Annotated in this window: 29 protein-coding genes and 1 pseudogene; 16 read left to right on the top strand and 14 right to left on the bottom strand. The window is 61.5% G+C overall.

What is annotated here, in order from left to right; genetic code table 11:
- Positions 1-18 precede the first annotated feature (18 nt).
- Positions 19-546, bottom strand: coding sequence for an MFS transporter (locus QF045_RS10100; protein WP_306492067.1), 528 nt, complete (start codon positions 544-546; stop codon positions 19-21).
- Between QF045_RS10100 and QF045_RS10095 the strand changes: the two are divergent.
- Both QF045_RS10095 and QF045_RS10090 read left to right on the top strand, forming a co-directional pair.
- Positions 536-2,615: pseudogene (locus QF045_RS10095) on the top strand (S9 family peptidase). The gene QF045_RS10100 and the pseudogene QF045_RS10095 overlap by 11 nt on opposite strands.
- A gap of 70 nt (positions 2,616-2,685) precedes the next feature.
- The gene (locus tag QF045_RS10090) at positions 2,686-3,159 is read left to right on the top strand and encodes a cyclic nucleotide-binding domain-containing protein (protein ID WP_306492066.1); all 474 of its coding nucleotides are present in this window, start codon (positions 2,686-2,688) and stop codon (positions 3,157-3,159) included.
- Here the strand turns inward: QF045_RS10090 and QF045_RS10085 are convergent.
- Positions 3,156-3,434 carry a hypothetical protein gene (locus tag QF045_RS10085; RefSeq protein WP_306492065.1) on the bottom strand — a complete coding sequence of 93 codons (279 nt, stop codon included), beginning with the start codon at positions 3,432-3,434 and terminating at the stop codon, positions 3,156-3,158. The two genes, QF045_RS10090 and QF045_RS10085, sit on opposite strands and share 4 nt — an antisense overlap.
- Before the next feature lie 78 nt (positions 3,435-3,512).
- On the opposite strand from QF045_RS10085, the gene QF045_RS10080 reads away from it, so the two are divergent.
- Entirely contained in the window at positions 3,513-4,199 is a 687-nt protein-coding gene (locus QF045_RS10080; protein WP_306492064.1) for a spermidine synthase, read from the top strand.
- A gap of 17 nt (positions 4,200-4,216) precedes the next feature.
- On the opposite strand, the gene QF045_RS10075 is transcribed toward QF045_RS10080, so the two are convergent.
- Entirely contained in the window at positions 4,217-4,711 is a 495-nt protein-coding gene (locus QF045_RS10075; protein ID WP_306492063.1) for a hypothetical protein, read from the bottom strand.
- 394 nt (positions 4,712-5,105) lie between these two features.
- On the opposite strand from QF045_RS10075, the gene QF045_RS10070 reads away from it, so the two are divergent.
- The 3 genes from QF045_RS10070 (at position 5,106) to QF045_RS10060 (ending at position 6,536) form a co-directional block, all read left to right on the top strand.
- On the top strand, positions 5,106-5,480 hold the full coding sequence (locus QF045_RS10070; protein WP_078732012.1) for a YajD family HNH nuclease: 375 nt from the start codon (positions 5,106-5,108) through the stop codon (positions 5,478-5,480).
- Positions 5,481-5,648: 168 nt separating this feature from the next.
- Entirely contained in the window at positions 5,649-6,116 is a 468-nt protein-coding gene (locus tag QF045_RS10065; RefSeq protein ID WP_003189607.1) for an RNA methyltransferase, read from the top strand.
- 69 nt (positions 6,117-6,185) lie between these two features.
- Positions 6,186-6,536, top strand: coding sequence for a DUF2892 domain-containing protein (locus tag QF045_RS10060; protein ID WP_306492062.1), 351 nt, complete (start codon positions 6,186-6,188; stop codon positions 6,534-6,536).
- A gap of 143 nt (positions 6,537-6,679) precedes the next feature.
- Here the strand turns inward: QF045_RS10060 and QF045_RS10055 are convergent, their stop codons facing one another.
- Positions 6,680-7,900, bottom strand: coding sequence for a hypothetical protein (locus QF045_RS10055; RefSeq protein WP_306492061.1), 1,221 nt, complete (start codon positions 7,898-7,900; stop codon positions 6,680-6,682).
- A gap of 13 nt (positions 7,901-7,913) precedes the next feature.
- On the bottom strand, positions 7,914-8,363 hold the full coding sequence (locus QF045_RS10050) for a YcgN family cysteine cluster protein (protein ID WP_003172524.1): 450 nt from the start codon (positions 8,361-8,363) through the stop codon (positions 7,914-7,916).
- Between the two features lie 153 nt (positions 8,364-8,516).
- On the opposite strand from QF045_RS10050, the gene QF045_RS10045 reads away from it, so the two are divergent.
- Positions 8,517-9,101 (top strand): nitroreductase family protein, encoded by a 585-nt coding sequence (locus tag QF045_RS10045; RefSeq protein WP_306492060.1) that lies wholly within the window; start codon positions 8,517-8,519, stop codon positions 9,099-9,101.
- Between the two features lie 130 nt (positions 9,102-9,231).
- Here the strand turns inward: QF045_RS10045 and QF045_RS10040 are convergent, their stop codons facing one another.
- From QF045_RS10040 to QF045_RS10025, 4 genes are all read right to left on the bottom strand, one after another.
- A complete protein-coding gene (locus QF045_RS10040) occupies positions 9,232-10,164 on the bottom strand; it encodes a D-2-hydroxyacid dehydrogenase (protein WP_306492059.1) in 933 nt (310 codons plus the stop codon).
- 108 nt (positions 10,165-10,272) lie between these two features.
- Positions 10,273-10,566 (bottom strand): YcgL domain-containing protein, encoded by a 294-nt coding sequence (locus tag QF045_RS10035; RefSeq protein WP_124357485.1) that lies wholly within the window; start codon positions 10,564-10,566, stop codon positions 10,273-10,275.
- A complete protein-coding gene (gene rnd / locus QF045_RS10030; protein ID WP_306492058.1) occupies positions 10,563-11,696 on the bottom strand; it encodes a ribonuclease D in 1,134 nt (377 codons plus the stop codon). The genes QF045_RS10035 and rnd overlap by 4 nt, the downstream gene beginning before the upstream one ends.
- A 122-nt stretch (positions 11,697-11,818) precedes the next feature.
- The gene (locus QF045_RS10025; RefSeq protein WP_306492057.1) at positions 11,819-12,418 is read right to left on the bottom strand and encodes a class I SAM-dependent methyltransferase; all 600 of its coding nucleotides are present in this window, start codon (positions 12,416-12,418) and stop codon (positions 11,819-11,821) included.
- 189 nt (positions 12,419-12,607) lie between these two features.
- Between QF045_RS10025 and QF045_RS10020 the strand changes: the two genes are divergently transcribed.
- Positions 12,608-13,381, top strand: a complete 774-nt coding sequence (locus QF045_RS10020; protein ID WP_306492056.1) for a transporter substrate-binding domain-containing protein — start codon at positions 12,608-12,610, stop codon at positions 13,379-13,381.
- On the opposite strand, the gene cynR is transcribed toward QF045_RS10020, so the two are convergent.
- Positions 13,356-14,222, bottom strand: coding sequence for a transcriptional regulator CynR (gene cynR, locus QF045_RS10015; protein WP_306492055.1), 867 nt, complete (start codon positions 14,220-14,222; stop codon positions 13,356-13,358). The genes QF045_RS10020 and cynR overlap by 26 nt on opposite strands.
- Before the next feature lie 112 nt (positions 14,223-14,334).
- Here cynR and QF045_RS10010 point away from each other — a divergent pair, with 112 nt between their 5' ends.
- From QF045_RS10010 to QF045_RS10000, 3 genes are read left to right on the top strand one after another with little or no spacing between them, the layout of a single operon-like run.
- Positions 14,335-14,976, top strand: coding sequence for a carbonic anhydrase (locus QF045_RS10010; RefSeq protein WP_306492054.1), 642 nt, complete (start codon positions 14,335-14,337; stop codon positions 14,974-14,976).
- A 27-nt stretch (positions 14,977-15,003) separates the two neighbouring features.
- Positions 15,004-15,474, top strand: a complete 471-nt coding sequence (gene cynS / locus QF045_RS10005) for a cyanase (protein WP_306492053.1) — start codon at positions 15,004-15,006, stop codon at positions 15,472-15,474.
- Positions 15,475-15,529: 55 nt separating this feature from the next.
- Positions 15,530-16,369: a cache domain-containing protein gene (locus QF045_RS10000; RefSeq protein WP_306492052.1), complete on the top strand. Its 840-nt coding sequence runs from the start codon at positions 15,530-15,532 to the stop codon at positions 16,367-16,369.
- Positions 16,370-16,589: 220 nt separating this feature from the next.
- Here the strand turns inward: QF045_RS10000 and QF045_RS09995 are convergent, their stop codons facing one another.
- Both QF045_RS09995 and pobA read right to left on the bottom strand, forming a co-directional pair.
- Positions 16,590-18,110 carry an MDR family MFS transporter gene (locus QF045_RS09995; RefSeq protein ID WP_306492051.1) on the bottom strand — a complete coding sequence of 507 codons (1,521 nt, stop codon included), beginning with the start codon at positions 18,108-18,110 and terminating at the stop codon, positions 16,590-16,592.
- Positions 18,111-18,176: 66 nt separating this feature from the next.
- Entirely contained in the window at positions 18,177-19,370 is a 1,194-nt protein-coding gene (pobA, locus tag QF045_RS09990) for a 4-hydroxybenzoate 3-monooxygenase (protein WP_306492050.1), read from the bottom strand.
- Between the two features lie 180 nt (positions 19,371-19,550).
- Here pobA and QF045_RS09985 point away from each other — a divergent pair, with 180 nt between their 5' ends.
- The gene (locus QF045_RS09985; RefSeq protein ID WP_306492049.1) at positions 19,551-20,423 is read left to right on the top strand and encodes a helix-turn-helix domain-containing protein; all 873 of its coding nucleotides are present in this window, start codon (positions 19,551-19,553) and stop codon (positions 20,421-20,423) included.
- A 38-nt stretch (positions 20,424-20,461) separates the two neighbouring features.
- Here QF045_RS09985 and QF045_RS09980 read toward each other — a convergent pair whose 3' ends face one another.
- Together QF045_RS09980 and QF045_RS09975 are read right to left on the bottom strand one after the other, a co-directional pair.
- Entirely contained in the window at positions 20,462-20,638 is a 177-nt protein-coding gene (locus QF045_RS09980; protein ID WP_306492048.1) for a hypothetical protein, read from the bottom strand.
- Between the two features lie 96 nt (positions 20,639-20,734).
- Entirely contained in the window at positions 20,735-21,640 is a 906-nt protein-coding gene (locus tag QF045_RS09975) for a LysR family transcriptional regulator (protein ID WP_306492047.1), read from the bottom strand.
- 105 nt (positions 21,641-21,745) lie between these two features.
- Between QF045_RS09975 and QF045_RS09970 the strand changes: the two genes are divergently transcribed.
- From QF045_RS09970 to QF045_RS09955, 4 genes are all read left to right on the top strand, one after another.
- Positions 21,746-22,612 (top strand): MBL fold metallo-hydrolase, encoded by an 867-nt coding sequence (locus tag QF045_RS09970; protein WP_306492046.1) that lies wholly within the window; start codon positions 21,746-21,748, stop codon positions 22,610-22,612.
- Between the two features lie 34 nt (positions 22,613-22,646).
- Positions 22,647-23,261, top strand: coding sequence for an NAD(P)-dependent oxidoreductase (locus tag QF045_RS09965; protein ID WP_306492045.1), 615 nt, complete (start codon positions 22,647-22,649; stop codon positions 23,259-23,261).
- A gap of 687 nt (positions 23,262-23,948) precedes the next feature.
- On the top strand, positions 23,949-25,136 hold the full coding sequence (locus QF045_RS09960; RefSeq protein WP_306492044.1) for a cyanate transporter: 1,188 nt from the start codon (positions 23,949-23,951) through the stop codon (positions 25,134-25,136).
- Positions 25,137-25,273: 137 nt separating this feature from the next.
- Entirely contained in the window at positions 25,274-26,215 is a 942-nt protein-coding gene (locus QF045_RS09955; protein ID WP_306492043.1) for a LysR family transcriptional regulator, read from the top strand.
- Positions 26,216-26,257: the final 42 nt, after the last annotated feature.

Raw genomic sequence — 26,257 nt, 5'->3', positions numbered from 1 at the left:
GCTGCAGGGCAGACAACGTTAAAGGCGCGGTTCGACCCGCATGCCACCAGTGGGCGCCGGGCGACGGAACGGTTCGTCTTCCTCCGGCTCGGCAGCCAACGCGGCATCCGTGGCAGCCTTGCGCTCGCGGCGGGCCTTGGCGGCGCGCTCGATGGGCCAGCGGATCAGCACGAACACGATGTACAGCCCGAACACGATCATCGTGTACATGAACAGATCGGAGATGGCGCGCCAGGCGTTATTGCCGACCTTGAGCAGCAGGTCCAGGGCCGTGATCGCCACGGCCGGCGCAAACTGGGTCTTGACCGGGTCGACGATGGTGGGGCTGAGCAACAGCACCGCCATCAGCAACTGCAACGGCTCGCGCAGCCAGCGCCAGATCCAGCGGGTCATGCGCCACCACACTAACAGGCAGCCCAATGCGGCGAAGGCGTAAAGGCCCCAAGCGGTCAGATAGTCGTTCTCGGTCATGGTGTCCATGGCAAGGCTGGCAAAGAGGCGGCTATGATAACGACTTTTGCGTGTCGCGGCTGCAATGCCGGCCACCGTCCGCCAGATAGAGAATTGTCCATGCCTATTTCGACCGCATCCGATTGCCCGCAAGGCCCCAGGCCCAGACCCTTACGCCTGGCTGCAGGAACGTGACAGCACTGAAGTCCTCGATTACCTCAAGGCCGAAAACGCCTGGCAAGAAGCGCAGCTCGCCGACCAGCAGGCGCTGCGCGAGAGCCTGTTCGACGAGATCAAGGGCCGTATCCTGGAAACCGACTTGTCCCTGCCCTCCCCCTGGGGCCCGTATCTGTATTACACCCGCACCACCGCCGGTGACGAGTACGCGCGCCACTACCGCTGCCGTCGCCCGGCCGATGACAGCAATCAGGTGGACGAAAGCAGCGAAGAACTGTTGCTGGACCCAAACGTGCTGGCCAATGGCGGCTTTTTTTCCCTCGGTGCATTCAGCATCAGCCCCGACCATCAGCGCCTGGCCTACAGCCTCGACACCAGCGGTGAAGAGATCTACACCCTGTACGTGAAGGAATTGGCGACGGACAAGGTCAGCGAACTGGCGTTCGACAACTGCGACGGCAGCATGACCTGGGCCAACGACAGCCTCACGCTGTTCTTCGGCGAACTGGACGACACCCATCGTCCGCACAAACTCTATCGCTACCGCCTGGACGGCACAGCGGCGCAGGAAGTGTTCCACGAGCCCGACGGACGTTTCTTCCTGCACTGCTACCGCTCCAGCTCCGAGCGCCAGCTGCTGCTGGCCCTGGGCAGCAAGACCACCAGCGAAATCTGGGCGCTGGACGCCGACCAGCCGCACCTGGACTTCACCTGCCTGGCGCCGCGGGTGGAAGACCACGAATACGATGTCGACCACGGCCAGCTCAACGGCCAGTGGACCTGGTTTATCCGCAGCAACCGCGACGGTATCAACTACGCGCTGTTCGTCGCCGCCGACACGGGCGCGGTGCCCACCGAAGCCGACTGGCACAACCTGATCCCCCACAGCGACGAGGTGATGCTGGACGGCGTCAGCCTGAATGCCAGCGCCATGACCTTGAGCCTGCGCATTGGCGGCCTGCGCGGTGATCGAAGTGCACCCCCAGGACGTGCCGGCCTATCGCGTGGAATTGCCTGACGCGGCTTACAGCCTCTACGTACAGAACAGTCTGGAATTTGCCAGCGACAAGATCCGCCTGCGCTATGAAGCCCTGAACCGCCCGGCCCAAGTGCGCCAGCTGGAGCTGGCCAGCGGTGCCCAGCAGGTGCTCAAGCAAACCCCGGTTCTCGGCGTGTTCAATGCCGACGACTACGTCAGCCAACGCCTGTGGGCCACGTCCGTCGACGGCACCCAGGTGCCGATCAGCCTGGTCGTTCGGCGCGACCAGCTGGGCAAGCCCACGCCGTTGTACCTGTATGGCTACGGCGCTTACGGCCAAAGCCTCGACCCGTGGTTCTCCCACGCACGCCTGAGCCTGCTGGACCGTGGCGTGGCGTTTGCCATCGCGCATGTACGCGGCGGCGGCGAACTGGGTGAGGCCTGGTATCGCAACGGCAAGCAGGAACACAAACAGAACACGTTCAGTGACTTCATCGCCTGCGCCGAACACCTCATCGCCCAGGGCATGACCACCTCCAGGCAACTGGCGATCAGCGGCGGCAGCGCCGGCGGCCTGTTGATCGGCGCCGTGCTCAACCAGCGTCCGGAGCTGTTCCAGGCGGCGATCGCCGAAGTGCCGTTTGTGGACGTACTCAACACCATGCTCGACCCGGAGCTGCCGCTGACCGTCACCGAGTACGACGAATGGGGCAACCCGCAGGAGCCCGAGGTCTATGCGCGCATCAAGGCGTATGCGCCTTACGAAAACGTGCGTGCCCAGGCCTACCCGCACATGCTGGTGATTGCCGGCTACAACGACAGTCGCGTGCAGTACTGGGAAGCGGCCAAATGGGTGGCCAAACTGCGTGACACCAAGACGGACGACAACCTGCTGCTGCTCAAGACCGAACTGGGTGCCGGGCACGGTGGCATGAGCGGTCGTTACCAGGGATTACGTGACGTAGCGCTCGAATACGCCTTTGTGTTCAAGGCGCTGGAAATGATTTGAGAACTTAGTGTGAGGCGGCCCCGTCTGACCACAGGACCGCCTACCAAATTGATGGATCAAGATTGCTGCTATGTCACAACCCACTCTGCTTAACGACGAAATCCGCGACATGCTGATGGACTGCGGCTTGTTCGACCCGCTGTTGCCGGAAGATTTTCATATCGCCGCAGGCTATTTCAATATCAGCAGCATTGCCCAGGATGAGGTGATTTTCCTCGAGGGCGATGCCGGCACCTTCATGTGCATCCTTCACAGCGGCCAGGTGGCGGTGCAGAAAACCAACCACACCGGCGAACGCCTGACCATCGCCACCTTGCGCAGCGGTCGGGCCTTTGGCGAAATGGCGGTGCTCGACGGTGAACGGCGCTCGGCCAGCTGCGTGGCGGCCACCGACTGTGTGCTGCTGAACCTGGGCAAGGACGCGCTGGAAAAAATGCTCAACGAAGCGCCCAGGGTGGCGGCCAAGATCATTCGTGCGATTGCCATCGCCCTGTCCAAGCGCTTGCGCATGGCGGACGGGCAACTGCTGTCGCAACAGTTTTAACCGCCGGGGGACTTCGGCTTGCTGTCGTTCTGCTGCAAGCCTGGGACGGTCTGGTCCTTTGGCGGTGCCGGCAGCACGATGGGCGCCAGGGGCGGCGAACCGTTGGTTTTAGGCACCACGGGCGGCGTGACCTGCGGGTACAACGTGGGCGTTGGCGTCCCCGGCGCGCCAGGGGTTGGCGCAGGTGCGACCGGCACGGTTTGCAACTCCTGCGCCTGCGCTGCACCCAATGTGAGCGCGCCAAGCACAATGACCGTTAGAATGCTGCACTTCATCGATGGCTCCATGGCCTGACCGGAATGTCACAAGGCTACTCCCAACCGCGCAAGAATGCCCTTCCCAATGAGATTTCCATGAAACGTTTCATTCTGCTGGACACCACTCCGATCCCCGATAACGGCGGTGCCTTGTGCCTGTTCGAATACGGCGAGGATTTCGTCATCAAGATCCAGGGCGGTGACGGTGGTCAGTTGATGAACACGCGCATGCACGGTTCTGAAGACGCCCTGGCGGAGATTCCCTGCCGTAAAGTCGCCGGGCGCCCGAACTCGCGGGTGCTGATCGGTGGTTTGGGCATGGGGTTTACCCTGGCGTCGGCGCTCAAGCACTTGGGCAAGAGCGCCGAAGTAGTCGTCGCCGAACTGGTGCCGGGTGTGGTGGAGTGGAACCGTGGGCCGCTGGGCGAAAAGTCCGGCCGCCCCTTGCTTGACCCACGCACGGTGATCCGCCTGGAAGACGTGGCCAAGGTGCTGCAGGCTGAACCCCAAGGGTTCGATGCGATCATGCTGGATGTGGACAACGGCCCCGAAGGCCTCACGCAGAAGGCCAACAGCTGGCTGTATTCGGCCGGTGGCCTGGCCGCCTGTGCCAAGGCCCTGCGCCCCAAGGGCGTACTGGCCGTGTGGTCGGCCAGCGCCGACAAACTGTTTAGCGACAAACTGCGCAAGGCCGGTTTCAAGGCCGAAGAAGTGCAGGTGTTTGCCCATGGCAACAGAGGCACGCGGCACACCATCTGGATTGCGGAGAAACTCAAGGGCTGATCCCGCAGCCGCCTGTTTTACGCAAAATGATTCAGGCGCTCTACCTCTTGCTCACTCAGTACGCCGCGACCGATGTTTTCCGTCAGCGTGAAGGTGCCGTCTGCCTTGATCTCAATGCCGCTGGCCCCTGCAATGGTGACGCACACTCCCGGTGAATCCAACAACTCCCGCAGGGGCTGGCGCCCGGCATGGGTCTGATCAAGGCTCATCGCCAATGAGAAATCCGATTGTGAATCCACCCCGCCCACCCAAATGATCTTGCCGCCGCTGGCCAGGGAATCCTTGAGCATGGCGATAAGCTCGCCGGCATCCTGATTGAACAGGCCATGCTCCAGGCTGCTACCGGTCAGGTGCATCAACGTACGCGTGTCGAAGGTGCATCCGTTCCAGTCTGAAAGCACCGCCAAGGCCGAGCAGTAGGACAGGTGCTGGGTGGACAGGGTCGAGGGGTCGCCGTTGAGCGTCAAGGAATGCCCCATGTCGACCGAGACCGTAGTGGGATGGGAGGGCATTGCCTTTTGCCAAGCGGTGCCATGGGCGGGGCGGAACAGATTTCTCGCGCTCTGCAACGAGCTGGAGATGATCGAGCGCTTTGGGGATGACCGATGATCCCCATCGCCGGGCGTAGGGCCGTGTGTGGGCCACAGGGTGTTTGAAGGAGTGATACGGGGCATATTCGCGCCTCTGCGGTCCGATGAATTGGAGCAAGCGATGTTACACAAGGCTCGAATGCTGTCCGCCGCGCTCCCCCAGGTATTGGTGTACATAATGTGTCGGGGACGCAGCGTGACCGTGTGCTGGGTAGCCATGGTTTGACAAAACCTGGGTTAAAAAGCCGCAGCCAAGTGAGCGGTCTGCGGCTAGAATCAACGCTATCCGTGAACCACCAAACAGCCAGGAGCCATGATGAGCTCGACCAACCCGCCCTCCCACACCGCCAAGCTGGACCGCATCCTCGCCGATGCCCAGCGCGACCGGGAAATGGGCTACCGCGACAAAGCCCTGAAAATGTACCCCCATGTGTGCGGCCGCTGCGCCCGTGAGTTCGCCGGCAAGCGCCTGAGCGAACTGACCGTGCATCACCGCAACCATAATCATGACGACAACCCCCAGGACGGCTCCAACTGGGAATTGCTCTGCCTGTACTGCCATGACAACGAGCACTCGCGCTATACCGACCAGCAGTATTTCGGCGAAGGCTCCACCAGCAGCCCGACGATTGCAAAGGCAACGCACAACCCGTTTGCGGCGTTGGCGGGGTTGATGAAGAAAGACAACTGAGAATTTTGTTGCCCGTTCTGGCCTCATCGGGAGCAAGCCCCCGTCCCACATTATGATTTGTGAATACAGTCAAATGTGGGAGGGGGCTTGCTCCCGATAGCGATCGACCCAGCACCACGATGCCCCAAGGCCGTATAATCGCGGCTTTTCTCCAAGGCACCTTTCCCCGTGGGCAATAAACGCTACAGCTGCATCGGTCTGTATAACCCCAAATCCCCTGAAAACGTCGGTTCGGTGATGCGCGCCGCCGGCTGCTACGGCGTGGCTTCGGTGTTCTATACCGGCGTGCGTTACGAGCGCGCGCGGGATTTCATCACCGACACCAAGAAGGTTCATCACGATATTCCGCTGATCGGCATTGATGACCTGAAGAAAATCCTGCCCCTGGGCTGCATCCCTGTCGCGGTGGAGCTGGTGGAAGGCGCCCGCCCGCTGCCCGAATACACCCACCCCGACCGCGCGCTGTATATCTTCGGCCCGGAAGACGGCTCGCTGGATAAAGAGATCCGCGACTGGTGCGAAGACGTGGTTTACATTCCGACCACCGGCTGCATGAACCTCGCCGCCACGGTCAACGTGGTGCTCTACGACCGCCTGGCCAAGGGCAACAACACCCGCTCGGGCCCCAAATACTGAAATATCGGGAACATCCAGCGCTCGGGAACAGTCAGCTACTTACACTTGCCCCTTTGTTGGAGACGGATCATGAGCGACAGCCAAACCCTGCGACCTATCATCGAACATCAGCAGCCTGCAGCCTTACGCACACAGAACGTGCACGGCTGGGAACGCATCGGCTCGGTGGCCGGTGGGGCGATAATGGCCGGCAAAGGCCTGCGTCGTGGCGGGCTTTTCGGACTGATTCAAGTGGCAATCGGCGGCATGGCGCTGGTCCGTGGTTTCACCGGACACTGCTCGATGAAGGACAAGCTGGAGCACGGTCGCCAGGAAATGAACAGCGTGCGCACGAAGATTGAGCAGGCCGGCGCGGAACTGAAAAACCTGAAGACCAAGGCCGAAGTGGCGGCTGAGAAGGTCACGAAAACTGCGGGTTAACCCACGTTTGCGGCCTATTGAAGATCCAAATGTGGGAGGGGGCTTGCTCCCGATAGCAGAGTGCCAGCTAGCCTGTTTCTAGCTGACCCATCGCGATCGGGGGCAAGCCCCCTCCCACATTTTGCTATGTGGATGGCCGGGATTCAGCGTAATAATCTGGAATCCAGTACCACCGATGACTCGCCGATGATGTTCTCGGCCAACTGCACAAACGCTGTTGTCGTGATGCTGTCGTCACGCATCACTGCTTGCGCCAGATCATCCAGCGAGCGCTTGTTGTGGGTTTTCAGGCGGATCTCCTGGTCCAGCTCCTGCAACACCACCACCGCGCGTGCCACCGCCGCACCGCTCACGCGTTCTCCGCGCAGGCTGGTCACGTCCTTGCCCTCCCTGGCCAAGCGCGCCTGTATCGCCTGATACCGCTCATCGGTGATTCCTCCGGCGCGGCGTACCAGCTCGATGGCGTAGTACTCGGCCAGGCCTTCGCTGATCCAGTCACTGGTGTCGTGGTCATTGAAGCGGGCGATCGCCTGTACCACTTCGCGGATCAACGGGCTGCTGCCGTCTTCGCTGACCAGCGGCGTGCGGCTGTTGAGGTAGATCGAGTCACGCGCGGCAAATGCGCCACGGCGCATCGGATCGCTGGCGCCCACTACCAGCAACTTGGCCGGGTGGCGCGGGAACGCGGCCTCCACTTGCGGCCACACGAAGGTCAACAGCGTCAGCACATCCATGCGCCGCATGCCCTGGCCCTTGGGCGAGGTCACGGTGACGTCGGTTTCCCCCAGGCGCATGCGGCGGCTGCCCAGGTTACCCGCGAGCATCCAGCCGGTGGGGCGGTCGAACAGGCGGGACACGTTGTCGATGCGGAATCGGTTCTTGCCGATACGCGGCCAGGCGGTTTCGATGCTTTTCCAACCCGGCGGCAGTTCGAACATCAACCGCGAGACCAGCTCGACGCCGTCCTGCTGGTCCAGCCGTGCGGTGGGTACCAGGTCGTCGCCACGAAACAGCGCCCAGCCCGGCGTCATCCGCGCCTCGAAGACGCCCGGTTTGTGCCCATGGGTCAGGCGTACGCGGTAGCTCAGGCTGGCCTTGTCGGCGCTGGGTTGCCAATGACCACGATGGCCACTGACCTTCCATTGCCCATCGGCCTTGAAGTCGCTGTAGTCGCCGTCGCGGCCCAGGTCAAAATCCAGGCTGCGCACCGCCGAACCCTGGGACAGGCTCACGCGCACTTCGGCCTGATCGCTCTGGGGCAGGAGTTTGACGTGGTAATCCAGGTCGACTTTCCTGGCGCTCCATGCCGGCATGCTCAGCGCCAGCAACAGGGCACAGGTCGCCAGCTTGAATTGCACCCTCATACGCACTCCTTGTTCAACCCGCGCGGAAGATCAGGTAATCCTCCCAGTCGTCCTCTGGCACGCTGCCTTCACTGAGCATGCGCCCGGACTGGGAAATGCGTTCGTGGTGCACGGCGTCGCGGTCGCCGCAGACCAGGTGGTGCCACAGTGGCAAATCCTTGCGCTCGCTGACCAGGCGGTAGCCGCAGGTGGGCGGCAGCCACTTGAACTGGTCGGCCTGCCCCGGCGTGAGCTGGATACAGTCCGGCACCGACGCGCGGCGATTGGGATAGTCAGTGCACTGGCAGGTTTTCAGGTCCAGCAGTTTGCAGGCGATGCGCGTGTAATAGACGCTGTTGTCGTCTTCATCCTCAAGCTTTTGCAGGCAGCACAGGCCACATCCGTCGCACAACGACTCCCATTCCTCCTGGTCGAGGTGTTCGAGGGTTTTGCGTATCCAGAAAGGTTCGACTTTGGCGGCCATGGCTCTGCATCAGTATCGGTAGGTGGAAAGGCCGCCAGTCTAGTGCCCAAGGCTTCTGGGGCCAAGCGCTTACGACTGGCGGTGTAACAACACTTGTCAGCCTAGTGGCGGCGCAGTAGTTTTGTGCGCCGAATTGACGATCAGGAACTGCTTATGACACGTGTTGCCGACTATCCGATCCATACCCAGTTCACCGACCGCTGGTCGCCTCGCGCCTTTACGGGCGAGAACATCTCCCAGGACACCCTGCTGAGCTTCTTCGAAGCTGCGCGCTGGGCACCTTCGGCCTACAACTCGCAGCCGTGGCGCTTTCTCTACGCCCGTCGCGATACGCCGGATTGGGAGCGTTTTCTGGGCCTGCTGAACGAGTTCAATCGGGGCTGGGCGCAGCATGCGTCGGCGCTGGTGATCATCGCCTCGAAAACCGACTTCATCGCCCCCGGCGCCACGGAAGAAACCCCTGCCCTGTGGCACACCTTCGACACCGGTTCGGCCTGGGGCCACCTGGCGCTGCAAGCCAGCCTGAGCGGCTGGCACACCCACGGCATGGCCGGCTTCGATCAGGAACTGACCCGCAAAGAGCTGAAGATTCCGCAAGGTTATGCACTGCATGCCGCCGTGGCCATCGGCAAGCTGGGCGACAAGTCGACCCTGCCGGAGTACCTGCAGGGCCGCGAGGTGCCGAGCCCGCGCAAGCCGCTGAGCGAGCTGGTCTCGGAAGGCGACTTCACTCTCTAAGTTATGCGCAGAACCCATGTGGGAGGGGGCTTGCCCCCGATTGCGGTGGATCAGCCAACTTATGCATTGACTGACACACTGCTATCGGGGGCAAGCCCCCTCCCACATTTTGTCCACGCCCGCGTTCGTATCAGTAGCCGCGCTCGAAATCCACTTCCCCGCGCAGGGCTTGTTTAGCCTGGTACGCACGTACGTTCTGCACGAACAACTCCACCATCATCGACGGCGAGGTCGGCGCCGAGCTGTGCCCTGTCAACAACAAGCCCCACGCGGTCCAGAACGGGTGACGCTGCGGCAGCGGCTCCTGGCGGCATACGTCGATCACCGCACCGGCCAGGTGCCCTTCTTTCAGCGCCTCGACCAAGTCGGCATCGACCACCGCCACGCCGCGCCCGACGTTGATAAACAACCCGGTCGGCTTGAATTGCTTGAACAGCGCAGCGTCGTACAGATCGTGGGTTTCCGGCGTGTTGGGTAGCAGGTTGACCACATAATCCACCTCGCCCACCAGCCGGCCCAATTGGTCGAGCCCGGCAACTTCGATAAATGGCGCCTGCTCGCGAGCAGTGCTGGCAATGCCGTACAGCTTTACGCCAAACGGCAGCAGAAACTGCGCCACACTCTGGCCGATATCGCCGGTACCCACCACCAGCACCTTGCGCCCCGCCAGGCTCTGGCCCATGCGGTTGTCCCACTTGCGCTCAACCTGGCTGACCAGCCGCGCCAGCACTTCACGTTCGTGGCCGAGCATGTAGGTCAGGACGAATTCGGCCATGACCTGGCCAAAGATGCCGACCGCGCGGGTCAGACGATAATCACGCGGCAGGCCCTCGGCCAGCAGCGGTGTAATGCCGGCCCAGGTCGATTGCAACCATTGCGGGTGATGGCCCTGGCGCAACAGCGTCGCGAGCAGGTCCGGCTGACCCAGCCACACCGGGCAATCGGCGGCCAGGCGCGACAGTTCGGCCGAGTCGCCGCTGGTCAGCACCTCAAGGTCCGGTGCGGCGTCGCGAAGCAGTTGGGCGTAGAGCGGGTGATCCTGTTCAGCAATCAGAACACGCATGGTTCAAACCTTTCAAAAACAGTGCAGACGGCCGCCCGCATCCTTACGGCCACCGCCAACTCATTACGATTGCGTTGAAGACTGTGCCCGGCACCGGGCACCCACCGATCACATCGGGTCGTTGCGGCGCAGCAGTTCTTCGGGCAAGTGTTCGATGTACTCGTCCTCGGCCGGTGGCATCTGCAGGTGGTAGCCCTGCTTGTCGAGGTTTTCCAGGACCACGGCGATGTCTTCGCGCGACAGCTTGCGCTCCGGTGTCAGCACCATATCGAACGCATGATGCGGCTTGCCGAAGGCAGCCATCAGCGGCTCCGGCACCCGCTCCAAGGCGTCACTTTTGAGGACGTAAAGGTACATGCCGTCTTTTTTCAGGCTGCGATAAATGGAGCAGATACGTTTCAAGGCTGTTCTCCGGCAGTGGCCAGGCTGTCGAGCAGCGCCTGGCCCATCAACTCGCGGCGCCAGCCACGCAGCGAGTCTGGCAATTGGTAAGGCCCATCGGGGTAGCCGCTTTTAACCAGGGCTTCGAGGGTTTTCTTGCGCAGCATCAATTCCGGCGCCATGTCCAGGCGTTCGGCTTCGGCCTGGCCCAGGGCCCGCAGTTGCTTGATCAGCGCAGCGGCGTCGACCGGCAGCGGTTCAGGCACGGCAGGTGGCCATTGGTCCATGGACACGCTGCCCGCACGCTTGATCAGGTCCAGCAGGAACTGGCCATCCTGACGGACGGTGCGCGGGTGCATGTCTTCGATCTTGCCCAGGGCGGCGAGGTTATCCGGCTGGGATTTGGCCAGGGGCCATAACGAGTGTTCACGGATGATGCGGTTGCGCGGCAGGTCGCGGGCACGGGCCTGCTGCTCACGCCAGGCGCACAGTTCACGCAGCACGGCGAGCTGGGCGCGGGACAGTTTCCAGGCCAGCTTGGCGTCGCGGTACACCTCATACGGGTCGACTTCGCGACGCAGGTTGGCCACCAGTTCGGCACCGTCTTCCAGCACCCAGGCGTACTTGTCATCCGACAAACGCGGGCGCAGGCGGATATACACCTCGGCCAGGTGCACAGCGTCTTCGGCGGCGTAGCTCACCTGGGTTTCGGACAAGGGCCGCTGCAGCCAGTCAGAGCGCGTCTCGCCCTTGGGCAAGTCGATGTCGAGCACCGCTTGCACCAGGCGCGAGTAACCCATGGAGAAACCCAGGTTCAGGTAAGCCGCCGCCAATTGGGTGTCGAACAACGGCACCGGCAGGCTGCCGGTCAGGCGCAACAGCACTTCCAGGTCTTCGCTGCAGGCGTGCACCACCTTGATCACCGCCGGATTTTCCAGCAAGGCGGCCAAGGGTTGCCAGTTGTCGATGGTCAGGGGATCGATCAGGTAAGCGCGCACGCCATCACCGATCTGGATCAGCCCGGCAATGGGATAGAAGGTGTCGACCCGCATGAATTCGGTGTCGAGGGCGACGAATGGCAACTGCTGCCATTCGGCGCAATGCTGGCCGAGGCTATCGTTGTCGCAGATCCAGTGAATATCGATGGCCACACGGCTCTCCCTTGAAGAATGGCGCGCAGTATATATCGCGAAAGGGACTTGCGAGCATCCGCAGTGCACAGGCAACCATGAAAACTCAGGCAGGAGATAAAGAATAGTCCGACAAGCGGGAGTTATCCCTTCTTACGTAGGACATACACACACCACAGCGTGGAGCCCGGCATGAACTCCTGGCGATTCAACACTTTGAAGCCGGCCTGGCGAAACTCATCCTCAACCGGGGTGCGCGAGTCCACGGAGACAATCACGGTGTCACGACTCACGCGGTGAAATTCACGCAGCAACGCCAGGCGCACCTCAGTGCTTGGCACATGGCGAAACAACTCCAGGCAGAAGATGCAATCCACCGCGTTCGCCGAGAGGCCGATGGAAAATGCCGAACCGGGAAACGTCTTGACGCGTTTGAGCAAAGCCGCCGGATGATGGGTGCGGGCATGGTCGAGCATTTCCTGGGAATGGTCCGACGCCAGGATTACACGATTGACGTGTTCACCCAGCACCGGCCAGAACCGCCCGGAGCCGCAAGCCAGGTCCAGGATCAAGCCCGGCTCCCCGGCGACCTTCAACGCATGGCGCACCAACCGTGCATCGCGCCACGCGCCCAGGCGCTGCAACAGCCGAGGCGGACGTGTGTCACCGCAGACCCTGGCATGCTCACGGTCATAGCGTTCGGTGAATTCGGTCTCGATGGTGGATGGAGGTTGTGACGACATCGCGGGCTCATGTGGATATAACGGAAGTGAACGACCTTGATCCGCAGCTTAACCACTGCAACGTGAAAAAAAGGTCGAAAGCCCTTCGGTGCATGTTGTTGATAATCCGCAACGCTGTGGGTTGTGCCTTGCCACCCTGCCCGGCGCTGGAAATAATGACCGCCCGACCTGCCCCAAGGACTCGACCGCATGAAAGCTCCTCTAGCCCTGTGTGTATTGGCGAGCGTGGCAACCGCCGCCCTGGCCGATCCCAGCCCGTCACGCCTTGATGAAGTTGTTCAGCGCGGCACGCTGACCGTGTGCACCACCGGCGACTACATGCCTTACACCTCGCTGCGTGCCGATGGCCGCTATCAAGGCATCGACATCGCCATGGCCGAGTCCCTGGCCAAGAGCCTCAACGCGACGATTACCTGGGTGCCCACCACCTGGAAAACCCTGATGCCGGATTTTCTTGCGCAGCGCTGCGACATTGCCGTGGGCGGAATTTCGGTGTCGCTGGAACGCCAGAAGAAAGCCTTCTTCAGCGAGCCACTGGGTGTCGACGGCAAGATCCCGCTGGTGCGCTGCGCTGATGTGCAGCGCTACCAGAGCGTCGAACAGATCAACCAGCCACAGGTGCGGGTGATCGAACCGGCCGGTGGCACCAACGAGGTGTTTGCCCGCACCCACCTGGGCCAGGCGCAGATACGCCTGCACGACAACGTGACGATTTTTGACGAACTGCTGGCGGGCAAGGCCGACGTGATGATCACCGACGCCAGCGAAGCGCGTTACCAGCAAAAGCAAAAACCGGGGCTGTGTGCGGTGAACCCCGAGCGGCAGATGCAATATAGCCAGAAAGCCTTCCTGTTGCCTCGCGACGATGTGGCCTGGAAAAGCTACGTCGACCAATGGCTGCACCTGAGCGTGGCGACCGGAGTGTATGACGGCATTGTCAGTCAGTGGCTGGCGGCGCCTTGATCAACTCGACAAAGGCCGCGCACGCGGCGCTGCGATAGGCACCCCGGCGGCTCAGCAGCGCCGCCGTGCGGTGCGGCAACGGCGGCTCGATGGCCACGGCGCGTAACCCAGCCTGCGCCTCGGCCAGCGCCTGGGGCAGGATGGTTGCCAGTGACGTGTTGCGCACCACTTCAATGATCGCGCTGATGGAATTGGCCTGCATGGCAATGTGCGGTTTCACGCCTTGCTCGCGGCAGTAGTCATCGATATAGCGGCGCGTGGCAAAACCCGAATCGAGCAGTACCAGCGGCTGCTCGAACCATGCCAGGCGATCCACTTCGGGATGATCCGCCCGCACCACCACGCTCAGCGCCTCGTCAAACAGCGCTTCGCAGTCGATATCCGCACCGTGCTCGCCGGTAAAGCCGATGCCGATATCCAGCAAATCCTCACCCAGCGCGGCCTCGATGCGGTCCTGGGTCAATTCCTCGACGCTCACGCTGATGCCCGGGTACAGCCCATGAAACCGCGCCAGCAACGGGCCGATCAGGTAGGCCGTGAACGTCGGCGTGATCGCCAGGCGCAGGTGCCCACGACTGAGGTCCTGCACGTCATGCATCGCACGGGTGCCGGCTTGCAGGTCCTGCAACGCCAGCCGCGCAAAGCGCACATAGGCCTGCCCCGCATCCGTCAGGCTGACGCTGCGCCCGGAGCGATCGAGCAGTGGCGCGCCCAAGCTGTCTTCCAATTGCTTGATCTGTTGCGACAGCGTCGGCTGCGACACATGCAGCGCTTCGGCGGCGCGGGTGAAATTGCGGTGCTCGGCGACGGCCAGCAGGTAACGGATATGGCGCAGCAACATCGAAGACGCTCCAGCTATAGGCAGTACTTATAGAAACCATAATAAGCCGGTCTTGGACGCTATAGCTGAAAACTTTCATCCTTGCCCCATCAGCAACGCAAGGAGAAACACCATGCAGCATCTCATCGACGGCTTCCGCAAATTCCAGAGCGAAGCCTTTGCCCCGCGCAGCGGCCTGTTCAAACACCTGGCCACCACGCAGAACCCCGGCACGCTGTTCGTGTCTTGCTCCGACAGCCGTGTCGTCCCGGAGCTGCTGACCCAGCAGGAACCTGGCGACCTGTTCGTCATCCGCAATGCCGGCAACATCGTGCCGTCCTACGGACCGGAACCGGGTGGCGTATCGGCCACGGTCGAATACGCGGTGGCCGTACTCGGTGTGAGCGACATCGTGATCTGCGGCCACTCCGACTGCGGCGCGATGACTGCCATCTCCACTTGCAAATGCCTGGACCACCTGCCCGCCGTGGCCAACTGGTTGCGCCATGCCGAGTCGGCCAAAGTGATCAATGCGGCGCGCCAGCATGCCTCGGACGCAGCGCGCCTGGATTCCCTGGTGCGTGAAAACGTGGTCGCCCAATTGGCTAATCTCAAGACTCACCCGTCCGTCGCGCTGGCGCTGGAGCAAGGCCGGCTGAACCTGCACGGCTGGGTGTACGACATCGAAACCGGTGGCATCGACGCACTGGATGGACGCAGCGGACGCTTCCAGTCCCTGCTTGAACACCCGACCACCCGCGCCCACGCCGCCTGAACCCTATTCAACCCAGAGGACATCACCATGCTGCAATCCAACTTTTCCCAAACCCCACGCCTGGCCCTGGCCGACACCGTTATCGACCTCAAGGCGCGCAAGGACCTGTCCTGGCAAGACCTCGCCGACGGCACCGGCCTTAGCCTGGCGTTCGTCACTGCCGCCCTGCTCGGCCAGCACCCGCTGCCCAAGGACGCCGCCGACATCGTGTGCGAAAAGCTCGGCCTGGACCAGGATGCCAGCCGCCTGCTGCAAAGCGTACCCCTGCGCGGCAGCTTCCCCGGCGGCGTGCCGACTGACCCGACGATGTACCGTTTCTATGAAATGCTGCAGGTCTACGGCACCACCCTCAAGGCGTTGGTGCATGAGCAGTTTGGCGACGGCATCATCAGCGCGATCAATTTCAAGCTGGACATCAAGAAAGTCGAGGACCCGGACGGCGGCTCCCGCGCAGTGATCACCCTGGACGGCAAATACCTGCCAACCAAACCCTTCTGATCACTGATTGACCGTCTACGCTCTTGTGATTCCAACAAGCGCGAGGGACGGGTAAATGAAGACACTGCTGCGACTCACCTGGCTGCTGCTGTTGTGCGGTAGCCAGGTGCACGCCGTTACGGCCCAGGATGCAGACGCTCAAGCGGCCAAGGCGTTGCTGGAAAAAGCCCTGGCGTACTACCAGAGCAATGGCGACAAGGCGCTGGCCGCGTTCAGCCGCCAGGGTGAATTCATCGACCAGGACCGCTACGTCTTCGTGGTCGACACAAAAGGCGTGCTGCTGGCCAGCGGCGGCCCCTCTTCGGCGTTGATCGGTCGCGACGTGTCCGAGGTACTCGGGCCTGATCTGCAAGCCTCGTTCAAACAAGCCATCAGCGCGCCGGAAGGCCAGGGTATCCAGCAAGCCGATTATCGCTGGCAGAACTGGAATGACGGCAAGGTCGAAAACAAGCACGTGTTTTACCAGCGGGTGGGCGAGCGCATCCTGGCGGTCGGTTATTACCTGCCGCGGGCCACGCCGGAACAGGCGCGGGCGCTGCGTAACAAGGCGGTGAACGCGCTGGTGAAGGATGAAGCGGGTACGCTCAAGGCGATCAACTCATTGCGGGGAGGGTTTCTGCAGGATGATCTCTATGTGTTTGTGGTGGACCTGGAGACGCGGCGCTATGTGGCGCATGGCACGAACTTGCGTTTGATCAATACGGATTTTGCCAAGGTCAAGGACCCGGATGGCAAGCCTGTGGGGGAGCCGATTCTTCAGCTGATGAGCGAGCAGGATCAGGGGGAGTACAAATATCGGTGGAAGAATCCGGTGACGGGGAAGGTTGAGAATAAGCATGCTTATTTGCGTAAGACGGGGCGTTTGATGGTGGCGGTGGGGTATTACAGTCCCTGATGGGGAGTGGGGTTGACCGGGTACATATCCAGTTCTGCGGTAACGGCGGCTTTGGGTTCCGCCCTTACGGCGGGTCACTTTTGGAAAAGAGCCCCAAAAGTAACCAAAAGGGCTCTTGCCCCACCACTCGGCACCTCGCTCAGGCTCGGTGTGCCCGTAATCCGACAGTGATTTGGGGGGCCGCCATGACCTAAATAACGGATATGTACCCAATCCCCAGTCACCGATCAACCTTATCCTCACGCCCCCGCAACACCCGATCCGGCATCGCAACCGCCGCCGCCAACCCAAACAACGACACCCCCGCACTCACCATCAGCAAATGCCGAAACGTCACCGCCAACTCCCCCCGCAACGCATCCCGCGCCACCCCAGGCGCAGCATTGAGCCCATCAAGCAACGCATTGCCCGAGCCTCCCTCCCCCATCAGCGCCCCGTTGGCGAAATGGGCAAAACTCACATCCTGCAGCAGCGCCAGCAGCAACGCCGACATACACGCCACCCCCACCGCACCACCCAGGGAGCGAAACAGGTTCGTCGTGCTGGTAGCCACGCCAATATCACGCTGTTCCACCGAGTTCTGCGTCCCCACCAACGACGTCGGAAACTGCATGCCCGCCGCAATTCCGCACAACAGCATAAACAACGACGTGAGCCCCACTGCCTCGGGCGCACAGTAGGCCATGCCAAGAATCGCCAACGGACTCAACACAGCACCACTGAGAATCATCGGTTTATAGCGGCCAGTCACGGAAGTCATACGCCCAGCGAAATAGGCCCCCATCGGCAACCCCATCGCCAAAGGCAGCAAGTGCAGGGCCGCGCTGTCAGCCCCGGCGCCGGTCACGGTCTGGTAACGCAACGGCATCAGCACCGTCAGGGAAATTGCCTGGAAGCTGGTGATGAAAATCGTGCACCAGCACAACACCGCGCTGCGGTTGACGAACAGGTGCATTGGCAACAAAGGCTCGCGTGTGCGGCGTTCATGCCATACGAACACGCTCAACGCCAACAGCGCACAGGCCAGCAGCCCGAGCACCTGGTCGTCATGCCAGGCATGGCCCTGGCCGATTTGGGTGATGCCGAGCAACAAGGCGGTCAAGCCGATGATCATCAGCACGGTGCCGAGGTAATCGATGATCGGCTTGCGTTGTGGCACCGGCAGTCCCACGAGGGTGCGGTGGGCCACATACCAGGCGACCGCGCCCAACGGCAGGTTGATCAGGAACACCCAGCGCCAGGACAGGTACTGGGTCATGTAACCGCCCAATACCGGCCCGGCGACGCTGGCCACCGCGTACATGCTGCTGAAATACCCCTGATAACGCCCGCGTTCACGGGGTGGGATGATGTCGCCGATGATCGCCTGGCTCACCGAGACCATCCCGCCGGCACCGATGCCCTGGATAATCCGCGCCAGCACCAGTTGTTCCATGCTTTGCGCCACGCCACAGAACAGCGAGGCGACGGTGAACACGCCCATGCCGATCAACATCATCGGCCGACGCCCATACAGGTCGCCGAGCTTGCCGTAGATCGGCACCGCCACCGTCATCGCCACCATGTAGCCGGAGATCACCCAGGCCAACAGGTGGACGTCATGAAACTGCGCGGAAATGGCCGGCATCGACACGGCAACGATGGTCTGGTCCAGCGCACCGAGAAAGATGGCCAACATCAGTGCGGCGAGAATGCTGCGCACGGCGGGAACGGTTGGAGCGGGCTGATTGAGATGGGTCACGGCAGAACCTTCGAGCAGGGCCCGCAGGCCATGGCAGCCTGCGGGAATGCTCAATACGATAGCAGGCTATTGGATAGCCTCGTAAGGAAGCCCGACGTAATTTTCCGCGATGGTCTTGCGCCCCGCCTCGGAATGAATGAAGTAGTCCAGTTCGCTCTCGGCAATGCGCTGGCTGAAGCCGTCCGCTTCGGGAAATTGATGCAGCATCGAGGTCATCCACCAGGAAAACCGCTCGGCCTTCCACACCCGCCGCAGGCAGATGGCCGAGTACTGCTCGAGCAATTCCACGCGCCCTTCGCGATACACTTTGAGCAAGATCCGAAACAACGTGTTCACATCACTGGCCGCCAGGTTCAAGCCCTTGGCTCCGGTCGGCGGCACGATGTGCGCGGCATCACCGAGCAGGAACAGGCGCCCGTACTGCATCGGTTCCACCACGAAGCTGCGCAGCGGGGCGATGCTTTTTTCAATGGATGGGCCAGTGACCAGCTGTTGCGCCAGGTCGACGGGCAAACGGGTTTTCAGCTCCGCCCAGAAACGCTCGTCCGACCAGTCGGCCAACGGCTCCTGCGCAGGCACTTGCAAGTAGTAACGGCTGCGGGTCGGCGAGCGCATGCTGCACAGCGCAAAGCCTCGCGGATGCGTGGCGTATACCAGTTCTGGGTGCACCGGCGGCGTATCGGCCAGGATGCCCAGCCAGCCAAACGGATAGACGCGCTCGAACACCTGCAGCGCCTCGGGCGGAATCGACTGACGGGCCACGCCGTGAAAACCATCGCAGCCAGCGACGTAATCGCACTCCAGGCGAAACGCCTGGCCCTGATGCTCGAAGGTCAGCCAGGGGCGATCGCTTTTCAGGTCATGGGGTTGCACGTTGGAGGCTTCATATAAGGTGGTGGCGCCGGCAGCGGCACGGGCGTCCATCAGGTCGCGGGTGACTTCGGTCTGGCCGTAAATCATCACCGACTGGCCGCCGGTCAGAGCCTTGAGGTCAATGTGGGTGAGTCGACCGTCACGCGCCACGGCGAAACCGTCGTGCACCAGGCCCTCGCTGTCCATGCGTCGGTTGACACCGGCCTCGCGCAGCAGGTCGACCATGCCTTGCTCCAACACCCCGGCGCGGATGCGGCCTTGCACGTAATCGGCGCTCTGGCGCTCTAGGATAAGGGTGTGGATGCCCGCATTGTGCAGCAGCTGGCCGAGCAGTAATCCGGAGGGACCGGCGCCAATAATGGCGACTTGGGTTTTCAGCGTTTTCATTATTTTTATGGCCTGCAAGCTTCACCCGAACCGAACGAGTGAAAGAGTTGTCATTGGACGTGTGGCTGACATTTTTCACTTGAGCGAGCAGCATAAGAAGGTGAAAACTGCTTAAAAGCCTGCGCTTTTTGCCAATCGGGGCGATTACCGAACCACTATCCTGAGTATCGGATTGAAACCATGACCAACACCGCGATTCCGGTCTTCAAGCTTTACGGGGAAAGCCAACAGTGGCCAACCCCCGATTTGTTGCACTGCGAAACCATTTCCCGGCGCAGTCGGGAATACCAGTGGGAGATCCAACCCCACCGGCACGCGGACCTGTGCCAGTTGCTCTACGTGCACAAAGGCCAGGCACACCTGGAAATCGAAGGCCAGCGCACCACGCTCAACGAAGCGAGCCTGCAGGTGCTGCCGCCGTTGTGTGTGCATGGATTTCGCTTTTCCGAAGATGTCGAAGGTTACGTGGTAACGCTGTCGGCGCCCTTGGTCAGCCACTTGCAGGCGCAACTGGGCAGCACGGTCGATGGCCTGCACACCCTCGGCAACTACCCGGCGGGCAAGGACAGCGACTACCTCAATAACCTGTTCACCCGCTTGCAGGATGAATACGCCGACGAACAACCGGCACGGGACATGATGATGCACGCGCTGGTCAGTGTGCTGCTGGTATGGGTCAGCCGCCAGGCGATCCAGCGCCGCCACCCCAGGGCGCCACGTAGCCGTGAATATTTCCGGCGTTTCACCCAGTTGGTCGAACAGCATTATCGCGAACACCCCAAAATTGAAGACCTGGCCCACAAACTGGGTATCTCGGTCTCACACCTCAATGGCACGTGTCGGGAATTGGGTGGGCAGCCAGCCTTGCAGATCATGCATGACCGCCAGTTGCTGGAGGCCAAGCGCCTGCTGACCTACACCAGCATGACGATCAATGAAATGTCGGAAGTGCTGGGGTTTTCCGACCCCACCAACTTTTCGCGACTGTTCCGCCGCAGGGTGGGGTTTTCACCGAAGGCGTTTCGCGAGCAGCTAAAGGCTGACCAGGCGTAAAGCGCTCCCACGGGAACTTCAATCAATCAGCTTATTGATCAACGCAACGCGCTGAAACTGCCGCTGCGGGGCAGGCACAGGTCCTGATGGCAACTGATCGCAAAGGTTGGCTGCATGCGGGTCTGTTCCACCCGGTAGGCAGCCGTCCCGTACAGTGCGCTGGCTAATGCGCACAGGCTGACAATCATCAGGTACTTTCTGGTCTTGATGCTCATGGCACACCTCCTGGCGGATCTACACGGTGCTGTTTAAAGCATAGGTCACTCAGGGCAAGTTGCCATGATCGCAGGCCATTCAGCGCGTTTATATCCCTATAGACCGACGTCCCACACAGGCGCCTCTGGAAACCGCAGCACCAGGAAATCCAGCAGGCTGCGCAACGCCGAGGGCATGTGCTTGCGCGAGGCGTATACCGCGTAAATATTCATCTGCCGTGGCTCGGCGTCAGGCAGCAGGCGCACCAACTCGCCGCTGCGGATCAAGTCGCCGGCCTGATAGCTGGGGAGCATCGCCACCCCTGCCCCAGCCAGGGTTATCCGCAATAAAGTACTGGCCTCGTTGGCGGTGATGTTGCCGTGCACCGGCACCGACACGTGCTCGCCGTTTTCCTCGAAATGCCACAGGCTCTTGCCGAAGTAGGAATGAGTCAGGCAGTTGTGCCGGGCCAGGTCTTCGACTTTCTGCGGCGCCGGATGCTCCAGCAGATAAGCCGGCGTGGCGCAGACCACCGAGCGACACACCGTCAGGCGTCGGGCGATCAAATTAGGATCCAGGTCATTGCTGGTGCGGATCGCCAGGTCGATGCGCTCATCCACCAGGTTCACCGTGCGATCAAGCATCTGCAGATCGACCGTCACCAACGGGTAGCGTTTGACGTACTCGGCAATCGCAGCGCCCAGCTGCGCCTGACCGAAGGAGGTGCTGACACTCAGGCGCAACAGGCCCCGAGGGGCGTCATCGGGCTCGCTGACGGCGGCCTGCATATCCGCGCTCAATTCAAGCAATTGCCGACAACGTGGCAGGGTTTCACTGCCGGCGGCGGTCAGGCTGAGCTTGCGCGTGGTGCGGTGCAGCAGGCGCGCGCCGACCCAATCTTCCAGTTCGGCCAGATAGCGCGAGACCACCGGCCGCGAAAGGTCCAGATGATCGGCGGCGGCGGATTGACTGCCCAGGTCCACCACGGTGACAAACACGCGCATTGCTTGAAGACGATCCATGATTTGCCCGGTTTCAGAAACAAACTATGTCCCAGCATCGCATTTTTTGTGGTGTTTTATGCAACTAAGCTCTGTGCATCCCTTACCGATGGCAGGAGCTGCCCCATGTTTTCGACTGTTAAACGCCTGACCCTGGCTACGGCTGCCCTGGCCTTCGCCGCCAGCACGATGGCGGCGGACTTGAAGCTCGACGTGTACAACCCGGGCGAAGCGGCGATTTTCCCGGTCAGTTCGGTGCTGGTCAGCGGCGCCAAGGACGCGATCCTGGTAGACGCTCAATTCGGCAAGGGCCAGGCCGAGCAACTGGTGCAGAAAATCCGCGCCAGTGGCAAGCACCTGACCACCATCTACATCAGCCATGGCGACCCGGACTACTACTTCGGCCTCGACACTCTCACCACCGCCTTCCCCGACGCTAACGTACTGGCACCCCAAGCGGTGGTCGACCATATCAACGCCACCGTCGCCGACAAGCTGGCGTTCTGGGGCCCGAAAATGGGCGCCGACAAACCGGCCAAGACCCTCGTACCGCAAGTACTCCAAGGCCACAGCCTGACGCTGGAAGGGCAGCAACTGGAAGTCATCGGCCTGGACGGCCCGCAGCCGGACCGCAGCTTCGTGTGGATTCCGTCGATCAAGGCCGTGGTCGGTGGTGTAGTGGTCGCGCAGAACATTCACCTGTGGATGGCCGACACCCAGACCGCGCAGTCCCATCAGGATTGGCTGGCCACCCTGCAACGCATTGAAGACCTGAAGCCTGCAACCGTGATTCCGGGCCACTACCTGGGCACGCCGTCGCCCGCTTCGGTCAAATTTACCGCCGACTACATCAAGGCCTTCGACATCGAAACCGCCAAGGCCAAGGATTCCGCCGCCCTGATCGCGGCCATGAAAAAACGTTACCCGACCCTCGCCGACGAGAGCTCGCTGGAACTGAGCGCCAAAGTCGCCAAGGGCGAAATGAAGTGGTGATTGGTTTTAAACCCTGACCTGACTGGAGAACCTCATGAGCAAGATCGCAATTATTGGTGCCACCGGCCGTGCCGGTAGCCAACTGCTGGAAGAAGCGCTGCGCCGTGGGCATACCGTCACCGCCATCGCACGCCATACCGACAAGCTGGCCGTACGCCCTGGCGTCACCGCCAGGCAAGTCGATGCCCTGGATGCCGACGCCTTGCAACAGGCCATCAGCGGCAGCGATGTGGTGATCAGTGCGGCGCACTTTGCCACTTTGCCCGCCAGTGCCGTGATCGGCCCGGTGAAGAAGGCCGGAGTCAAACGCCTGCTGGTAGTGGGTGGCGCGGGTTCGCTGCTGCTGCCGGACGGCAGCCGCGTGATCGACAGCCCGGGCTTCCCGGCCGAGTACAAAGCTGAAGCCAGTGCAGGGGCTGCGTTTCTCGACGCGCTGCGTCAGGAGCAGGAACTGGACTGGACCTTCCTGTCGCCGTCGGCGCTGTTCGATGGCACCGAGCGCACGGGTAAATTCCGCCTGGGCGAGGATGATCTGCTGGTCAGCAGTGACGGTAACAGCTCGATCAGTTTTGCCGACTACGCCATTGCCATGCTCGATGAAGTGGAAACACCCGAGCACTCGCGCAAGCGCTTCACCGTAGGCTACTGACACAACCGGGTAAAAATTGTGGGAGGGGGCTTGCTCCCGATAGCGGTGGTTCAGTGAGAAATGCATAAGCAGGCACTCCCTCATCGGGGCATAGGTATCTACACAACTTTGTAGCAGCCTACAGTAACCACGATGCGAAGCGAGCCGCTCTTGATCTTGCTCTTGATCTTTGGCGCCCCGTTAAACCACGCTGGCCGGAATTCGACAGTGATTTGGGGGGTGAACCGGCAGGGATGCCGGTTTAGCCGCCCCGCGCCATGGATGGCGCGTGGCGGCGGCCCTCCAAATCAATGTCGGATTATGGGCACACCGAGCGTGAGCGAGGTGCCGAGTGGTGGGGCAAGAGCCCTTTTGGTTACTTTTGGGGCTCTTTTCCAAAAGTGACCCGCCGTAAGGGCGGAACCCTAAGCCGCCGTTACCGCAGCAACGGATATGTACTCGCTCTGATCCAACACCATGGTCGGCTGTAAGGCCGCCATCGGGAGCAAGCCCCCTCCCACATTTGACTGTGCCCACTTTTTATTTGATCGTTCCCACGCTCTGAACTGACCCCATAAAGTTGGACGTTCCCCCCTCTATAAGCGACGCTCAGCTGGCCGCAATTTTTCAATAGCGTCTGCGACTTTCTGATTTGCTCCACCGCTGCGCCCGTGGCCTGATTCACGCTTGTTCATTCAAGGCAGGCCCATGGAAAACCTTCACGCAAAACCCACCACCGCCGTGTGGCTGATGATCAGTGTGGTGCTGGTCGCCCTTAACCTGCGCCCGTCAATGGCGGCTGTGGGTCCGTTGTTGTCGTCGATTCGCACGGATGTGCCGCTGAGTTTCAGCAGCGCGGCCTTGCTGACCATGTTGCCGGTGATGGGGATGGGCCTGGCGATGTTCTTTGGCATGGGCCTGGCCAGGCGCATTGGCGAGCACCGCAGTATCGTGGTGTCGCTGCTGGTGATTGGGGCGGCGACACTGTCGCGGTTGTGGCTGGATTCGGCGCTGGAGTTGATCGTCAGTGCCATCGCGGCAGGCGTAGGGATCGCGCTGATCCAGGCGTTGATGCCGGCACTGATCAAGTCGCGCTTTGGCGATAACGTCTCGTTGTTCATGGGTTTGTATGTCACGGCGATCATGGGCGGCGCCGCACTGGCCGCGTCGTTTTCGCCGTTTGTGCAAGTGCACACCGGCAGTTGGCGCATCGGCCTGGCGATATGGTCAGGGCTGGCGTTGCTGGCGATGGCGGTCTGGTACGCCCAGCTCTCGGCGCTACCGCCCTTGCCGCAGGTCGACAGCGGCCCGCAGGGGTCTTTTTTTGGCAATCGCCGGGCCTGGCTGCTGGCCCTGTTTTTTGGCTTCGGCACGGCGTGCTACACCTGTGTGCTGGCGTGGCTGGCGCCGTATTACGTCGAGCAGGGCTGGAGTGAACAGCAGGCCGGCTTGCTCTTGGGTTTGCTCACCGCCATGGAGGTCGTCTCGGGCCTTGCAACCCCCGCCATCGCCAACCGCCGCCGGGATAAACGCGGCGTGTTCGCGGTATTGCTGGTGCTGATCATCCTCGGCTTCTGCGGCCTGATCCTCAGCCCGCAGCACGTCAGCCTGCTGTGGCCGTGCCTGCTCGGCCTGGGTATCGGCGGCCTGTTTCCGATGAGCTTGATCCTGTCCCTGGACCACCTCGACAACCCGCGCCGTGCCGGTGGCCTCACCGCGTTCGTGCAGGGCATCGGCTACCTGATCGCCGGGCTCTCGCCGCTGGTTGCCGGGATGATTCGCGACGGGTTGGGCAGCTTCGAATGGGCCTGGTGGTCATTGGCGGCAGTGGTGGTGGTCATGCTGCTGATGGTCACACGCTTTAATCCGCAGCATTACGCGACACATATCCGCTGAGGTCGTGTTGTAAACAGTATTTGTCCCACTCAAAACATAGAAGAGTCCTACAGAGCTTTCTATTGGTACGAGCGTTCCGTTAACATTTTGGTCAGTCTTGTACTGAGTTCGGTACAAAGGGTTTACGGACGAAACCGATGCTAAACAGTAACTTGCTCAGAAAGCTCGATATGCAGGACTTGATGGTGTTTATCGCTGTCTACGACCAGAGCAGTGTTACCGACGTGTCCGAAACACTGTTCGTCAGCCAGTCCACGGTGAGCTACAGCCTGAAGAAATTGCGCACCAGTTTCGAAGACGAGCTGTTTATCAACACGCGCGCGGGCATGCGTCCCACGTACAAGGCCACCACAATGTACGGCCATGTGCAGAAAATCCTCGAGAGCATCAACCTGTGTCACGCCGGTGGCCAAGACTTCGACCCAACCCGCAACGCTGTGACCTTCAATGTGTGCGCCCCGGAATACTTCGAACAGCTGATCCTGCCGCGCCTGCTGAAAAATTTCGACCGCGCCGACCTGCCGGTCATCGTCAACGTACAGAAGCTGGAAACCGAGATTCCCGCCGACGACTTGCGCGAAGGCCGCCTCGATCTGGTGATCTGCTTCGGCCCGAACTTTCACCGCGCCCATAAAGACTTCAAAACCCAGATGCTGCTCGAAGACGACCTGGTGTGCGTCTTCGACAAACGCGCGGCGCCCCGGGAACCGGCCTTCAGCCTGCAAGCCTTCGTTGAGCGACGCCACGTGTTTCCCACCCCCTGGACGTCCGACACCAACATGATCGACGGCTGGCTGGCGCGACAAGCCCACAAACGCCAGGTGATTGCGCGCGCCAATAGCTACAGCGCAGCGTTGAAGTTGATCAGCGGCACCGACTTCATCGTGACCCTGCCGCGCCGCGTGCAAAAGCTGTTGGCGTCGACCTCGACGTACGGGTTTTGCGAAGCCCCGAACGGCTTGCCGGGCTTTACCCTGCAGATGCAGTGGAACGAAACCAGCGAACAGGACAACGCCAATACCTGGTTTCGCGAGCAAGTGGTGAAGGTGTGTGAGGAGCAGCTGCAAGCAGCAAGTTGAAAGCGGCAAGAGGTTGCAGGGTCGCTGTGAGCTTGGCGCTTG

The sequence above is a fragment of the Pseudomonas sp. W4I3 genome (genome assembly GCF_030816195.1).
GTDB lineage: Bacteria > Pseudomonadota > Gammaproteobacteria > Pseudomonadales > Pseudomonadaceae > Aquipseudomonas.
The sequence above is the reverse complement of the archived record's forward strand: the minus strand, read 5'-3'. Positions and strand labels throughout refer to the sequence as shown.